Origin of the sequence: Streptomyces sp. NPDC048560, assembly GCF_040650955.1 — a bacterium.
Taxonomy (GTDB): Bacteria; Actinomycetota; Actinomycetes; order Streptomycetales; family Streptomycetaceae; genus Streptomyces.
Window position 1 is genome coordinate 33,675 of record NZ_JBEZIJ010000009.1, and the last position, 14,699, is coordinate 48,373.

Sequence of the window (14,699 nt, forward strand, 5' to 3'; positions counted from 1 at the left end):
TCTGACACCCGATCCACGGCGCCGGCGCACGTACCTGAATAACTGCCGCCGCCGCGCACATCACACGCAAGGAGACACAGCATGACCTCCATCCCCCACATCACCCTCAACAACGGCGTCGAGATGCCGCGCCTGGGATTCGGCGTCTTCCAGATCCCCGACGAGGAGACCACCGCCGCCGTGAGCACGGCACTCACGGCCGGGTACCGCAGCATCGACACCGCCGCGATCTACGGCAACGAGCGCGGTGTCGGCCGCGCCCTCGCCGAATCGGGGATCAGCCGGGGCGAACTGTTCGTCACCACCAAGCTGTGGAACGCCGACCAGGGCTACGACAGCACCCTCGCGGCCTTCGACGCCTCCCTGGACAAGCTCGGCCTCGACCATGTCGACCTGTACCTGATCCACTGGCCCACTCCGGCCCGCGACCTGTACACCGATACCTGGCGTGCCATGGAGAAGCTGCTCGCCGACGGTCGTACCCGCGCGATCGGCGTATCCAACTTCCAGCCGGCCCACCTCCAGCGCCTCCTGGACCACAGCGGCACCGTGCCGGCCGTCAACCAGGTGGAGCTGCACCCCGGCTTGCAGCAGCGCGAGCTGCGCGCCTTCCACGCCCGGCACGGCATCGCCACCGAGGCGTGGAGCCCGCTGGCCCAGGGCGCAGTTCTCAAGGACGAGGCGATCACGTCGATCGCCGCCCGCCACGAGGTGACCCCTGCGCAGGTCGTCCTGCGCTGGCACCTGCAGACCGGCAACGTGGTCATCCCCAAGTCCGTCACCCCGCAGCGCATCCACCAGAACCTCGACGTCTTCGGATTCGAACTCACCGCTGACGACATCGAGGCTGTCGCCTCGCTCGACAGCGGGATGCGCACCGGCCCCGACCCCGACACCCTCAACTAGGACAGATGCGCAGCTGCTGGCGCTGACCGTTCACTGGCGGGCCGGGCCCCGGACCGCCAGGAAACGGCGCGCGCCGTCATAAGTCCCGCCCTCGCACTCCCCCACTGTGCCGGGCGAACCGAATGCCTGGTCCCCCTCATCGAACCGGTGACACCATCCTGATGTGTTCGACTTCGGAATCGAGGGCTACCGGCCCCAGTGGCTCAACAGTCACTCCGACCTCTCGGCAGGCCACGGCCGGCGCCTTCGGGGGCTCATCGGCCGCCCGTTGACGCGTGTGTGGCTGGTGTGGGACGTGCGGGACGACGAGTGGTTCTCCGACTGCCCCGTCCTGCTCGACTTCGCCGGGGAGCAGGTGGAGATCAACCACCACAAGTTCGACGATCTCTCGGTCACCTGGAACACGGTCGACCCCCACCAGCCGGTTCTGTGGCCCGGCTTCGACCTGCGGTGGCGCCACGACACGCACTCCGAGCTGTCGGCCCTCCAGGGCCACATCCTTCAGGACGTCGAGCTCCTCGAATGGACCGGCAGCGACGTGGCGGCCGGCTCGGTCGCCGTCAGCTTCCGTTTCTCTCACAGCCGACTGACCGTTGCCAACTCCCTCGACGAGAACGAACTGACCTTCGGACCACCCGATGCGCACCACCGTCGTCACTCGGTGGCCCGAAGCACATCCGCCGAGCCCGGCCACCTTCAGGGCTGATGCGCGTGGGCTCCGCCCGCTCGGCAACTCGCGGAGGAGGTGGCCACGGCGTGGAAGCGATACACAGACGGCGCACCACTCACGGCACGGCTCCTCCCCCCGTGTTCCTCAGGCCGCGAGGCAGACGGAGCCCGAGCACGGACCGTGGCGATCTACGGGTCAGTGGGGACCACGACGGGGTGGCCTCAACAGGGCCCACATGGCGAGTGTCTGGACAGAGTACGAGAATCGTCCGGCGAGTTTCCGGACAGTGGAGCGGCGCAGAGTGCGATTCCCAGTGCGGCCAGGCCGGCCCCGACCGCCTGGCCGCGAACCGCACAGTGGCAGACCATGATCCGGTGGGCGCTGATCGACATCATGGTCCCGCTCAGCTGAGGACGCCCAGCAAGCCGGCCAGGACCACAACGTCTTCGGTGAACAGCCCGCAGTAGACGACAAGCACCCGATCGGCGTCAGGAATGCGACGCGGCGCCCACGAACCGCTCGACCTCGCTTTGCAGGTCCTGCGAGAGGCCGGACAGACCGCCGACAATGGAAGTCAGCTGCCTTTCAAGATCCGGATAGACACTCCAGACGGCTGACCTCCTGGTCAGGACCGCGCGCAGCAGGTCGCCCTCGTACATGTCGCCTTCGGCGAGCGGGTTGTCACGAAGCACCTCCACCGCGAGCGGGAGAAGTACCGGCAGCCCGATGTCCTGCCCGATGAGCAGGCGCAGGTCCTCGACGGTCAGAGTCCCGACCGGTCGGCTCCGCAGGGTGTGCGCGGTCGACATGAGGCGTGTGGCGTCGGGTGGAGGCGCCCCCCAGCGATCACGTTCAAGCTCCTCGAGGGACCGCTTACGGTCGATGGATACAGTCATCAGGCGATTCTCGCGTAAGCGCGTGACTGCGCGCTTCGCTGGCCCGCTCAGCAACTGCAGCGCTTAGCAGTTGGTCATGTGAGAGCCGATCGACATCATCGCTGGGACGCCCAATCTGACGAAGCTCGGGCCACTTCGATGTCGTACTGATCGGCGTCGAAGTGAAATATTGGGGGCCCCGCCTCTTTGCCGGGCACCTGCCAGTCGGACCACTCCACAACGCGTCCCTGCCGCTGCACGAACACCGAGAGGAAGCCGCAACATCCGCCCGTGCACTCGGGCTCCCCCAACACCACGCGTCGCCGCTCTCCGGTCGCCCACAGCCGGCTGCGCCCCTTGGCGCCCAGAGCCTCTTCCGCGACCGGGCCACGGCCTCCGTCGCCGACCGCCTCTGCCACCACATCTTCGCCGTCGATCCACAACTGCGCCTGGGCAGGCCACCGGGACCCCGGCGGCAACACCCTGACCTCCAGCTGATTGAACATCTCTTCACCCTATGGGAGGGCCGGCCGCCGCAGGCCAACGCGGACGCCCGGTCGGATCGACTCGATCGCACTCGGGCAACTGAGGCACTCAGCCGAGGTGAAATCTCAAAGTCGGTCTCAGAGTGCGATAGGCCGGTACCCGAGGGCCGCGTCGACGATCTCCTCCGCTGTCGCGTCGTGGAGCTCCCCCGAGGCATGGAAGGAGTGTGACCGAGATACGCGATGTGCTTGAAGCCCTGATCCGCTCGGATTTCATGTGCACTCCGGCGGCCCGAATGGTCCGCCGCAGGTCGCGGTGATCACGGTAAGGGCTCCGCCGCCCGACGCCGACCAGGCCTGGCGCCAGCATGTTTGCCTCGGTCATGCCCCCAGATCCTCCGTCACGGGCAGGCACTCTGCGAGCAGGTCGACGACGTCGCGCCAAGCTCGCTGCGCGTGCCGTGGGTGGTAGCCGACGCCGGGGACCACGGGGTGGCCGACCGGCGGGTGGTGGAAGGCGTGCAAGGCGCCGCCGTAGACCACGAGGCGCCAGTCGACGCCCGCGGCCTGCATCTCAGCGGTGAACGCGTTCCGTTGCGCGGGTGGCATGATCGGGTCTTCCGACCCGACCCCGGCCCACACCGGGCAGCGAATGCGGGCCGCCTCACCCGGTCGGCCCGTGGTCAGGGCGTTGACTGTCCCGATCGCGCGCAGGCTGACGCCGCCGCGGCCCAGTTCCAGCCCGACGGCACCCCCGGTGCCGTAGCCGACGGCGGCGATCCGCTCGGGGTCGGTCCGCGGTTCGGTGCGCAACACGTCGAGCGCCGCATGGCCGATGCCCCGCAACCGGTCGGGGTCGGCGAGCAGCGGCAGGCAACGGGCCAGCATCTCCTCGGGGTCGCCCAAATAGCGCCCGCCGTGAAGGTCGAAGGCCAGCGCTACGTATCCCAGCTCGGCGAGAGCATCGGCCCGGCGGCGCTCGACGTCGCTGAGTCCCATGCCCTCTGGTCCGAGCAGCACCGCGGGCCGGCGGCCGACACCGGCCGGGAGCGCGAGGTGTCCGATCATCGTCAGCCCGTCGGCCGGATACTCGACCGTACGCGTCGTAATCGTCGTCATGGGACTGGACTTTAGTGATCGTCGAGCCCGGTCCGGCCGGTGTTCTGCCGCTGGCAGAGCGCGGTTATCCCTCTGAAGTACGGCAAGGGCTCACAGGAACCGTCACCACCGGCCCTCTCCCGTGAAGGGCGTCGGCTGGTTCACCTCACGGTTCAGGCGGCCTGGCCGAGACCGGCGGCTCGATGGGGTTGTTGTCGGCGATGACTTCGCGATTTCCGAACCCGATCCACTGGGAGGACCGGCAAAGACAGGGAAGCTCTGGCCCTGCGTATCCGCGTGCACCGTGGTCGGCCGCACCTCGGAGGTGTTCTTCAGCGGGCCCTCTGTGATGTAGACGGCCTCCCATACCGCATCCGGGGCAAATGGACGATAGGGCCGCATTTATGCAGGTAGAACACTTGCGGTCGCGCCTGTGACGGTGCGCCCCGTCACCCCGGTGAGGGGGAGAGGTTGTCCAGGACATCGGCGGCCAGCTGGTCTGCGTTGTCGATCGCGGTCGTGAGCTCGTCCCGGGTGGCGCCGAGTGCGTCGAACAGGGACCCCGGATCGCTCCCTCGGCATCCCCGGAGCGGCTGTCGAGCAGATCGGCGATCCGCTCGATCTCCCAGCACAGCTCCGTCAGCCGCTCGCTGCTCACGGGTGCGGGAAGCAGCTCAGGTCTCCAGTCATCCCTGGCCGTAGGTCCGGTCTCCGGCCGGAATTCCAGGCGCAGGCCGTCGTCCGGCGTCCTTTCGGACGTTTGTCATAGACCGACGTCAGGCGCCCCGCCCGGCTGGGAGACGGCATGGCGCGCGAGGGGCAGGCGGGCGCACCGGCGGCAGGCTCGGGCCGAGGAGGCGATCGGCGCATGGGAGGCGGCTGCGAGTGTTCCGGCGAACGCGAGCAACGTCCAGTTGGTGGCCAGCGCGGAAGCGGTGGCCAGGGCCAGTGTCGTGACCGCCATGGCGACGCCGGCGGCCGTACCCGCGCAAGCGACGAGGAACGGCAGCTGGTGCGGTGTGGGGAGACGGCGGGCGAGTGTTCCGGTTGCGGCAAGGGTCCCCGCGGACAGCAACGCGGCCACGGTCGCGACAGCGGCGAGGTGCACCGCCAGCGCCTGTGCCACGTAAGGGAGTTGCCAGGTCGCCTCGTGGTCGGTGGTGCGGGCGAGGTGCCAGCAGGCGATCAGGAAGGGGGTTGTGAGAGCGACAGTACGGGCGGTGTGCCTGGCCTGCGCGATGGTCAGTTCCCGTTGGCAGCTCGGCACGAGTTCGTCGAGCGTCCCGAACTCCCGCACCGCTCGCTCGGCCGCGCGCGCGTAGGGCACGTCTTCATCGGCGATGGCCTCGGCCGTGTCCGTGAGGCCGTCGTGCAGTTCCTCGATCATCCGGGCCTTGGCCTTGGCCGGCCCGTGGAGGGTGGCCGCCAGGGCGACGATGTGGCGCTCGATGGGGTCGGCGTTCCGGCCGTGGGCGTTCATGTGGCCAGGCCGGGCGGGGTGGCAGGGTTCAGGACGGAGCCGATGGCCGTGGTGAACTCGTTCCACGCCGTGCGCTCGCCCGCGAGCGTGTGCCTTCCGGCGGCGGTGAGTTCGTAGCAGCGGCGGCGCCGTTCACCGGCGGACTGCCAGCTGCTGCTCAGCAGGCCGATCCGCTCCAGCCGGTTCAGAGCCGGGTAGATCGTGCCCGTGCGTAGTTCGAGTACGCCCCCGCTGCGGTCCTGGACCGCGGCGATGATCGCGTAACCGTGCAGCGGGCCCGATTCCAGCACGGCCAGCAGCAGTCCATCGAGGTGCCCTCGCACCGCATCAGCCTTCATGAGTAGGCAGCCTACCCAATAGAAGCGTTGGCAGTGTATGTATTGGCAGCCAACGTATTACTGTTCCGACTCGGAGGCTTCCGCCGTGACCAAGCTGCTCCTGTCCGTACACGTCCTCGCGGCGATCCTGGCCGTCGGGTCGATCACCGTGGCGGCCTCGATGTTCCCGCGCTACGCGGTGCAGGCACTGGGAAGCGGGGGAAGGGACGGCCGTGCCGCCGCGATCGCCGCCCTCCTGCACCGCGTCTGCCGCGGCTACGCACTCGCCGGGCTGGCCGTCCCGGTGTTCGGCATCGCGACCGGCGCCCAGCTCGGCGTCCTCACCGACGCCTGGCTCATCGCCTCGCTCGCCCTGACCGCGATCGCCGCAGCCCTCCTGGCGGCGGTCATCCTGCCCGGTCAGCAGCGCCTGCTGGCGCTGGACGAGGAGACGCCCGCAGGGGAGACGGCCGCCGCCCAGGACACACCCGCGCGGGAGGATGCGGTCCAGGAGGCGTCCGCACAGGAGGGACCGGCTCCGCTGATGCCTGAAGCACGACTGGAGGCCATGGCCCGCCCGGCCGCCATGCGCCTGACCATGATCACCGGCATGTTCAACGTCCTCTGGGCGGTCGTCGTCGTCCTGATGATCGTCCGCCCCGGCTCCACCACGGGCGCGTGACCGGGTGCGTATCCTGCGGTTCGCGGCAGGCGTCGAGGCCCTGCCACTCGTAGCCCTGCTGGGCAATCTGTTCAGCACCCGTACGCCGGCGGTTTCCGAACTCCTCGGCCCGCTGCACGGCACCGCCTACCTGGTCACCATCGCGGCCACGTGGATGCTCCCCGCCACCCTCTCGTCGGTCGCCCGGTGGCGCACCCTCACCCCCGGAGTCGGCGGACTGCTCGCCCTGCGCCTGATTCGGACCCAGGAGCCCTGACGGAGTAGTCCTCAAGGGACTTGCCTGAGCCGCCTACCGTCAAGACTCGAACGCATCGCAACGTTTCGTAATCGGCAACTGCCCCTGGTGTGCGCTCTATTGACACTACGTTTCAGGAGTTTTACGTTCCTTGACATCTGAGAGCGCTCTCAATGGCGCCTCCGTCCTCCTCCCACGACTTCGAGGTGCTGCTCATGCAAGCCTCCTTCTCCAGACCTGCCGCAGCGACGGTACTGGCCATCGCCCTGGCCACTGTCGGTCTGGGTTCTGCCGCGACCCCGGCGGCAGCCGCCACCATCCCGGCCGGTGCCGGCAGTTACTCGGATTCCCGTCCCGCGGGCACCTCCGGCCCGACCACGAACACCGGCGCCCCCGTCACGCCCAAGCTCACGGCCGCCGCGCGGGACAAGCCGGTCCCCACCAACGACTGGTGGACCTCACTCGCCTACCAACGGTACGGCGACAACCCGTACTCGACCCCCATGTACGGCCACCCGCTCACCTACCAGGCCACTTCCGGTGGACTGGAGGTGGGCTACCCGACGAATCCCGCCGTCGTCGGGGACGGCCGCCAGTACGAATACCCGCACAAGGCCGACCTCACCGTCGGCCTGAGCGGCCTCAACTCCCCCGACACCAAGGCCGACGACTGGTCGGACTGGACAGTCACCCCGTACTGGTCGGACGGCGCCCGTACCCTGCGTACGACGATCGGGCACGGTATGCCCTTCGTGTACGCCAAGGGCTCCGGCGGGGACGCCCGGATCACCACCGCCGGTACACCGGCCGTCTTCGCCGACAACGGCAACGTCCTGGGCATCACGGTCGCCGGTCACCACTACGCCCTGTTCGCCCCGACGGGCAGCGACTGGACGGTCTCCGGCACCTCCATCACCGCGGGGCTCGGCGGCAAGGACTACTTCTCGCTCGCCGTACTCCCGTCCACCGACGCGCTCGCGACGTACCGCAAGTACGCCTTCAGCTTCGTCACCGGCTCCCGGGTGAGCTGGGAGTCGACCGGCGGCACCGTCAAGGCGACCTACAGCCTGACCACCGAAGCCAAGGAGGGCACCGAGCGCGGCACGCTCCAGGCCCTCTACCGGCATCAGTGGCTGCACACCGCCGACGCGCTCACCCCGTACACCTACGTATCCCCGCGCGGCACCATGAAGGTGCGGGAGTCCGCCTCCTTCACGACCAGCCAGAAGAACTCCGGCGTCATGCCCGCGCTCCCCGCGTCGAGCGGCGTCGACAAGGCCCGGCTGACCGGATATCTCAACGAGGTCGCCAACGCCTCAGATCCCTTCTCCGGCGCCAGTGACACCTACTGGACCGGCAAGGCGCTCGGCCGACTCGCCCAACTGGTGCCCGTCGCCGACCAGATAGGCCAGCCCGGCATCCGGGACAAGCTGCTCGGCCTGATGAAGGGGCGCCTTCAGGAGTGGTTCACCGCGGGCGGCGCCAGCGAGTTCAGTTACGACCGGGACTGGAAGACGCTGACCGGCTACCCCGCCTCGTACGGCAGCGACACCGAGCTCAACGACCACCACTTCCACTACAGCTACTACGTGTACGCGGCGGCGATCGTCGCCCAGTACGACCAGGCGTGGGCAGCCGACTCCGCCTGGGGCACCATGGTCAAGACCCTCGTGCGCGACGCGGCCAACCCCAGCCGCACCGACACCGCGTTCCCGTTCCTGCGCGGATTCGACGTCTACGCGGGCCACAGCTGGGCCTCCGGTCACCAGGGATTCGCCGCGGGCAACAACCAGGAGTCCTCCTCGGAATCCATCAACCTCAGCGCGGGACTCGTCCTTTGGGGTGCGGCGACCGGTGACACGGCGCTGCGCGACCTCGGCAGCTACCTCCTGACCACGGAGTCGGAAGCGATCACGCAGTACTGGTTCGACGCGAGCCAGCAGGTCTTCCCGAGCTCCTTCGGGCACGACACGGTCGGGATGGTCTGGGGCAGCGGTGGCGCGTACTCCACCTGGTGGACCGCCAACCCGGAGGAGATCCACGGCATCAACGTCCTCCCGGTCACCGGTGGTTCACTGCACCTGGCCCGCGAGAAGGCCGCCATCAAACGCAACATCGCCGAGATGGAGCGCGAGAACGGCGGGCCCGCCGTCGAGTGGCGGGACCTGCTGTGGGAGTTCGAGTCGCTGGCGGATCCGGCTGCCGCGAAGTCCAAGTGGGATGCGGGCAACGCCGGTTACTCACCGGAACAGGGTGAGTCCAAGGCACACACCTACCACTGGGTCGCGACGCTGGACACCCTGGGTGCTCCCGACATGACCGTCAGCGGGAACACCCCGACCTCCGCCGTCTTCGCGAAGAACGGCGTTCGCACCTACACGGCCCACAACCACGGCTCCACGGCCCGTACCGTCACCTTCTCCGACGGTGCGACCCTCTCCGTCCCGGCACGCTCCACGGCCACCGGTACGGGTACGGGCGGCGGGGACCCGGACCCGGATCCCGACCCGTCCACCGGCAACACCTTCCGGCTGAAGTCCGGCGGCGTCCTCACCACCGCGACGGACGGCGCCGCGGGGGCGGACACAGTGGCCTCCGCCGACGGCGTCAACCGCGACGGTACGCCGTACAAGCCGACGGTCTACGAGGTCAAAAACGTCGACGGGACGCTCGCAACGGGCACGTCCACCACGTTCCGCCTCCGGGTCGACGCGGGGACGACGGTCGGGCTCGCCCCGCAGGTCAGAGTCAGCTACGACCTGACGGGAGACGGTACCTTCGACCGGGCCGAGACCTTCCGCTACTTCGCGACCGACCCGGTCACGGGGTGGGAGGAGTACACCCAGGCCGTGGGCACGAAGTCGGTGACCGGGAGCCTGGGCGCCCTGCGCGGCGGAACGGTCCGGCTGGAGATCTGGAACGCCCTGAACAGTGGTACGTCCAAGGTGCAGACCGGGACGGACGGAGCGGTCCTGAAGATCCCGTACGTCTGACCTGACCCACTCACGTGCGGCGGGTCTCGTGCCACTCAGGCCGAGGCCCGCCGCACCAGTGTGGTGGGCGTGATCACGGAGTCGGGGCTTTCGGCATCTTCACGGTCCCCGTTCAGACCGCGCAGCAGCAACCGTGCCATCAGCCGGCCCTGCCCCTCTATGTCCTGCCGCACGGTGGTCAGCGGCGGATCGGTCGCCTCGGCCACCGAGTCCATGTCATCGAAGCCGACGAGCGCCACCTGCTCGGGAACCCGGATCCCGTGCTCCCTGAGCACCCTCAGAGCACCCGAGGCCATCAGGTCGTTCGCGGCGAACACGGCGTCGAGGTCGGGCCGCCGCTCCAGCAGCTCCTGCATCGCCCGCGCCCCGCTCTCCACCGTGAAAGCACCTTCGGCGACGAGGGTCGCGTCCGCGTCCAGCAGGATGTCCTGGTATCCATGGAGCCGGTCGATGGCGGAGGTCTGGTCGGGCGGCCCGGCAATGTGGGCGATCCGTTCCCGTCCGAGGTCCCGCAGATGCTGAACGGCCGCCCGCGCACCGCCACGGTTGTCGGCGTCCACGTACGGCACCGCGCGATCGTCCGGTGCCGCGCTCCAGCTCGGCCTGCCGCCGTACACCGTGGGCACCCCGGCCCGCCGCGTGATCGCCGGCAGCGGGTCGTCGGTGTGCAGGGAGAACGCCAGGGCCCCGTCGACGTGGCCACCCGCCAGATACCGCGCGACCCGGTCGAAGTCGTCGGGTCCCTCCACGATCAGGAGGACCAACTGCGTGTCGTGGGAAGCGAGTTCTCTGCTGATCCCCCGCAGCTGCTGGGAGAAGAAGGGGTCGGAGAAGATACGGTTCTCGGGCTCCGCTATGACCACGGCGACCGCCCCGGTGCGCCGGGTGACCAGCGTGCGCGCGGCGGGATTCGGGATGTATCCGAGTTCGTCCACCGCCAGGCGGACCTTGTCGACGAGCGGTTGACGTACCCCGTCACCCCCGTTCACGACGCGTGACGCCGTGGCCCGTGAGACACCGGCACGCGCTGCGACGGCTTCCAGGGTGGGGCGGGGCCCGGGGAACTGCTTGGGCAAGGCGGAAGCTCCTCGGCGCTGGGGACTGCGGCGGCACGGGCCGGCCATGGCGACGCCGGATCCGCTACAGCGTATCGCCGCCCGATCGGCGCGGTGCGAGTGATTCCACCTGGCGGGAGGCGATCGTGCCGGTGGAGCGGTGCCTCAGTCGGTCTGCTTCTGCCACACCTTGACGGCCGTCTTCGGGTTGGACGCGGAGTTCGACTTGTGGGTCACCGAGCAGCGGTACTGCTTGCCCAGATACGTCACCCGGTCGTTCGCCGCGTACTGCCGGTTGACTTTCCACTCCGAGAATCCCGCTGCCATGTGAGGACTTCCTTTCCGCAGGCCGACGCACTGTCGGCCTGCGGGAATCCTCCCACGTCCAGCGCTGTCCCCCGGCCGTCCGCCTCACTCTCCGTCTCGGCCTGACGGTGAAAGGATGCTCCGGAACGCGGGAGGCGCCCGTGGGCGGTGGGGTGGGGGGAACCATGCTGGAAGGGCTGGACACGGTCGACTGGCACGAGCTGGAGCCGGGACGGCGGGACCGGCCGGCCACCGACATTCCGAAGGTGCTGCGCCGGATGGCGCGGGCGGACGCCCGCACCCGGCAGGAGGTCCTGGACCGGACGTTCGCTGATCTGCAGGACCTGCTGCTGGGCGCCGACCGGGCCTCCGGGACGGCTACGGCCGCTCTGCCGTTCCTGGTGGACCTCGCTGTCACCCCGAACACGGTCGCGCGACCGGACCTGATCGACGTGATCGCCGGACTGGCCGTCGGTGCTGCGGGCGCCGAGACCGGTGCCACCCCGTCGGACGGGGACTGGGATACGGCCTGGCGGCGGGAGTGGCCCCGGCTGCGGAGCCTGCTCGTGGACGAGGACCGGAATGTGCGGCGCTCCGCGCTGCAGCTGGTGTCCGACCGAACCGATTCCTTGTTGGAGCGGTGGCACGTGGAGGCCGACCGCTCGGTGCGGCTGACCGTGCTGCTCGCGCTGGGCGCGGCCGCGGCCGCCGACGACCCCACCGGCACGACGGCCGCAGCGGTGCGCACGGTGCTGGACGGTGCCAGGCACGGCGCTGACCGGGTGATGCGCGTGGCGGCGGTGATCGCTACGGCGCGCCTGGACCCGCAGGCACCCCTGCATGCCTTGCCGATGCTGCTTGAACTCCTCACCGACCCGGTGCTCGCTCCGGAGTTCGGGAAGGTCTGGTACACCCTGGACTGCGAGTATCCGTACCACCGCGACGAGGTCGCATCCTGGGTCATGGGTCTCCTGGTGAACGACACGTCTGCGGCGACGTCCTTCGTGACAGGGCTCGCCGGGGCCGGGAGCCGGACCGACGACGTGGAACTGCGTCGGTGCGCGATGGACGAGGCATGGAGACTCCTGGTCCTCCGGCCGTCGTCGGCCCCCGCTCTGCTGGGGTCGGCCGCCGGGCTGCTGGCCGACCGGGATGACGACGTGCGCTACAAGGCGGTGCACCTTCTGGCTGTTCTCGGCCCCCTGGCCGCCCCGTACGCCGACCGGCTGGCCGCCCTCCTGGACGATCCGGGCGAGTCCCAGATCTTCGACGGCACCGTCGGCGAGCACGCCCGCTGGGCACTGACCCGGATCGGGGATCCGCGCGCGCTCCCGGATCTGGTCGAACGGCTCGTCGCGCCGTACCGGGACACGCAGGGCCGGGGCTACTGCGTCAGCGACCCCCGCCGGCCTGACGTCGTCGACGTACTCCGGCCGCTGCGTGCACACGCCGCGGGACTCGTGCCGGCTGTACGGGAGGCGCTGCGGGACGAGGTCGCGCGCCGGGGCTGGCTGGTGCGTGAGCTCAGGGAGGTGCTCCAGGCGTGGGGCGAGGACCCGACGCTCCCTGAGGAGACGGAGCCGTACCCGCAGCCGTGGGAGCCGGGTCCGATGGAAGCGGAGGAGGCGGCGACGACCGTGCAGGCGTTCGCCGCCGAAACCGAGCAGCAGCCGTACTGGACGTTCCACGCAGCCCTGGCCTCGCTCCTACGTCTCGGGCACATCACCCAGCCGGTACGGGAAGCGCTGGCCACGCTTCGGAGCGCGGACCGCCGCTTGTCCCAGTACGGCGACTACCGGGCGTTCCTTGAGGACGAGGAGATCCGCGAGCGGATCGACACGGTACTCACACTGCCGTAGCCGTCCCGTGTCCGGCGGAGTCGTCGACGCGGGTCCACGGGTGGTGCGGGCGCGCCGGGCAGTCTGCCTGCCATGGAGTGGTCTTCGGACCACCCGCGTGTACATCGGCGAGGTGATCTTCGGGCGTCTTACGGTCGTCCCATGCGATCTGTCCCGCGGTGGGTCCTGTTCTCCTCGATGTGCGCTCCGATCCTGCTGGTCTGCGGCTGGTCGGTCGCGGCGGTGCTCCACGGACCCGCGTACGACCCGGCCTCGACGACGATCAGCATCCTCGCGGCGAACGGCGCCGACGGGTACTGGATCATGACGTCCGCTCTGATCGCTCTGGGGGTCTGCCATGTGGTCACCGCCTGCGGGCTGCGCCCCGCGGCGGGGGCGGGGCGCCTGGCGCTGTGCGGCGGCGGAGTGTCGGCCATGCTGCTGGCCGTGTTCCCGGCACCGAGCAGCGGGGGCTCGCTGAAGCACGGTGCCGTGGTGGTGGTCGGATTCTCGCTTCTCGCGTTATGGCCCGTCCTCGCCGTACGCCGCGAAGTCCTGGGGCGGAGCCTCGCCACCGGCCGACGTCCCGCCTCGGCTCCGGCGCCTGCGGGGAGCACGCCATGGGCTCTGCGGCGCGGACCGTCGCTGGTGGCGACCACTCTGATGTGGCTCGGCGGTGCCTGGTTCCTGCTGGCCCTGCTCGTGCACGACACCGCCGGGGCCGCGGAACGGGTGCTGACGTTCGCGCAGTCCATGTGGCCCCTCGTCGTGGTCCTGTCCTGCCTACGGCAGCCCACTCGCGACGACGGGCTGACATAGCCTCCATCAGGGAATCCGTGAAGCCGGCACGATCCGAACCCGAGCTGTTCCGTTCAGGCGCCCTTGCGAGGTCCGGCCGGCCGGGGTTGCGCGAGCAGCGCTGCGGTGACGATCACCAGGATTCCGAGCAGCTGGGGCAGCGACAACGACTCCTGCAGGAACACGTATCCGAGGATCGCCGCGACGACGGGACTTGTCAGGGCGAGGAAGGACACCGCGAGCGCCGGCAGCCTCTCTATGCCCCGGAACCAGATGGCATAGCTGATGACGGCTCCGAGCGAGATGAGGTAGGCGAACCCGAGGACGTTGGTGCCGGTGACGGCAGTAGGCAGCCCCTCGACGGACAAGGTGAAAGGCAGCAGCACGAGCCCTCCCGCGACGAGCTGCCAGCCGGTGAAGGCGGGCAGTCCCACGCCGGCGGGGCGCCTCCAGCGTTTGGTCATCGTGATGCCGGTAGCCATGCACGCGGCCCCGCCCAGCGCCGCCGCCACACCGACGACGTCCAGCGCCACTGCCCCCTTGAACACGAGCAGCCCGACACCGCCCGCACCGAGGGCACACGCCACCACGTGGAGCAGTCGAACTGCTTCCTGGAGGAAGAGCGCCGCCAGGACCAGTACGAACATCGGCTGCGCCGTCATGATCACCGCCGCGATCCCGCCAGGCAGCCGATAGGCCGCGACGAACAGCAGGAAGAGGAAGGCGCCGATGTTGAGCGTTCCGAGCACCAGGACACGCCACACCCATACTCCGGTCGGTCTCGTGCGGGCGAAGGCCAGCAGAATCAGTCCTGCGGGCAGCGACCTGACGGTGGCGGCCAGCAGAGGACGGTCCGGGGGCAACCATTCCGTTGCCACCAGATAGGTGCTCCCCCAGATCGCCGGAGCCGGCGCCGTCATACCCGCAGTGAGAAGAGGGTGCCCGTTCCTCACGGGGCGTC

16 protein-coding genes are annotated in these 14,699 nt (G+C 69.6%); 7 read left to right on the top strand and 9 right to left on the bottom strand.

All coding sequences use genetic code 11. The features are described 5' to 3' along the window. Nucleotides 1-81 precede the first annotated feature (81 nt). Together AB0C82_RS23405 and AB0C82_RS23410 are read left to right on the top strand one after the other, a co-directional pair. Nucleotides 82-906: an aldo/keto reductase gene (locus tag AB0C82_RS23405; RefSeq protein ID WP_362845288.1), complete on the top strand. Its 825-nt coding sequence runs from the start codon at nucleotides 82-84 to the stop codon at nucleotides 904-906. A 163-nt stretch (nucleotides 907-1,069) separates the two neighbouring features. Then, nucleotides 1,070-1,612 (top strand): hypothetical protein, encoded by a 543-nt coding sequence (locus tag AB0C82_RS23410; protein ID WP_362845290.1) that lies wholly within the window; start codon nucleotides 1,070-1,072, stop codon nucleotides 1,610-1,612. A gap of 452 nt (nucleotides 1,613-2,064) precedes the next feature. Here AB0C82_RS23410 and AB0C82_RS23415 read toward each other — a convergent pair whose 3' ends face one another. From AB0C82_RS23415 to AB0C82_RS23440, 6 genes are all read right to left on the bottom strand, one after another. Next, entirely contained in the window at nucleotides 2,065-2,472 is a 408-nt protein-coding gene (locus tag AB0C82_RS23415; protein WP_362845292.1) for a contact-dependent growth inhibition system immunity protein, read from the bottom strand. A 95-nt stretch (nucleotides 2,473-2,567) separates the two neighbouring features. Further along, nucleotides 2,568-2,957 carry a hypothetical protein gene (locus tag AB0C82_RS23420; RefSeq protein WP_362845294.1) on the bottom strand — a complete coding sequence of 130 codons (390 nt, stop codon included), beginning with the start codon at nucleotides 2,955-2,957 and terminating at the stop codon, nucleotides 2,568-2,570. 360 nt (nucleotides 2,958-3,317) lie between these two features. Beyond that, entirely contained in the window at nucleotides 3,318-4,055 is a 738-nt protein-coding gene (locus AB0C82_RS23425) for a dienelactone hydrolase family protein (RefSeq protein WP_362845295.1), read from the bottom strand. 102 nt (nucleotides 4,056-4,157) lie between these two features. Then, nucleotides 4,158-4,436 (bottom strand): Tn3 family transposase, encoded by a 279-nt coding sequence (locus AB0C82_RS23430; protein WP_362845296.1) that lies wholly within the window; start codon nucleotides 4,434-4,436, stop codon nucleotides 4,158-4,160. Between the two features lie 361 nt (nucleotides 4,437-4,797). Further along, complete coding sequence (locus AB0C82_RS23435; RefSeq protein WP_362845298.1) at nucleotides 4,798-5,514, bottom strand: permease prefix domain 1-containing protein; 717 nt, start codon at nucleotides 5,512-5,514, stop codon at nucleotides 4,798-4,800. After that, nucleotides 5,511-5,852: a helix-turn-helix transcriptional regulator gene (locus AB0C82_RS23440; RefSeq protein ID WP_362845300.1), complete on the bottom strand. Its 342-nt coding sequence runs from the start codon at nucleotides 5,850-5,852 to the stop codon at nucleotides 5,511-5,513. Before AB0C82_RS23440 ends, AB0C82_RS23435 begins: the two co-directional genes overlap by 4 nt. 85 nt (nucleotides 5,853-5,937) lie before the next feature. Here AB0C82_RS23440 and AB0C82_RS23445 point away from each other — a divergent pair, with 85 nt between their 5' ends. From AB0C82_RS23445 to AB0C82_RS23455, 3 genes are all read left to right on the top strand, one after another. Continuing rightward, nucleotides 5,938-6,513, top strand: coding sequence for a hypothetical protein (locus AB0C82_RS23445; RefSeq protein ID WP_362845302.1), 576 nt, complete (start codon nucleotides 5,938-5,940; stop codon nucleotides 6,511-6,513). Between the two features lie 4 nt (nucleotides 6,514-6,517). Beyond that, nucleotides 6,518-6,769: a hypothetical protein gene (locus tag AB0C82_RS23450; protein ID WP_362845304.1), complete on the top strand. Its 252-nt coding sequence runs from the start codon at nucleotides 6,518-6,520 to the stop codon at nucleotides 6,767-6,769. A 194-nt stretch (nucleotides 6,770-6,963) separates the two neighbouring features. Further along, nucleotides 6,964-9,741: a glycosyl hydrolase gene (locus AB0C82_RS23455; protein ID WP_362845939.1), complete on the top strand. Its 2,778-nt coding sequence runs from the start codon at nucleotides 6,964-6,966 to the stop codon at nucleotides 9,739-9,741. A 35-nt stretch (nucleotides 9,742-9,776) separates the two neighbouring features. On the opposite strand, the gene AB0C82_RS23460 is transcribed toward AB0C82_RS23455, so the two are convergent. Beyond that, entirely contained in the window at nucleotides 9,777-10,817 is a 1,041-nt protein-coding gene (locus tag AB0C82_RS23460; RefSeq protein ID WP_362845306.1) for a LacI family DNA-binding transcriptional regulator, read from the bottom strand. 144 nt (nucleotides 10,818-10,961) lie between these two features. Then, the gene (locus AB0C82_RS23465; protein ID WP_362845308.1) at nucleotides 10,962-11,123 is read right to left on the bottom strand and encodes a carbohydrate-binding protein; all 162 of its coding nucleotides are present in this window, start codon (nucleotides 11,121-11,123) and stop codon (nucleotides 10,962-10,964) included. Between the two features lie 164 nt (nucleotides 11,124-11,287). Here AB0C82_RS23465 and AB0C82_RS23470 point away from each other — a divergent pair, with 164 nt between their 5' ends. Further along, complete coding sequence (locus AB0C82_RS23470) at nucleotides 11,288-12,961, top strand: HEAT repeat domain-containing protein (protein ID WP_362845310.1); 1,674 nt, start codon at nucleotides 11,288-11,290, stop codon at nucleotides 12,959-12,961. A 141-nt stretch (nucleotides 12,962-13,102) separates the two neighbouring features. Next, on the top strand, nucleotides 13,103-13,759 hold the full coding sequence (locus AB0C82_RS23475; RefSeq protein ID WP_362845312.1) for a DUF998 domain-containing protein: 657 nt from the start codon (nucleotides 13,103-13,105) through the stop codon (nucleotides 13,757-13,759). A gap of 53 nt (nucleotides 13,760-13,812) precedes the next feature. Here AB0C82_RS23475 and AB0C82_RS23480 read toward each other — a convergent pair whose 3' ends face one another. Continuing rightward, nucleotides 13,813-14,658, bottom strand: coding sequence for an EamA family transporter (locus tag AB0C82_RS23480; protein ID WP_362845314.1), 846 nt, complete (start codon nucleotides 14,656-14,658; stop codon nucleotides 13,813-13,815). Nucleotides 14,659-14,699 lie beyond the last annotated feature (41 nt).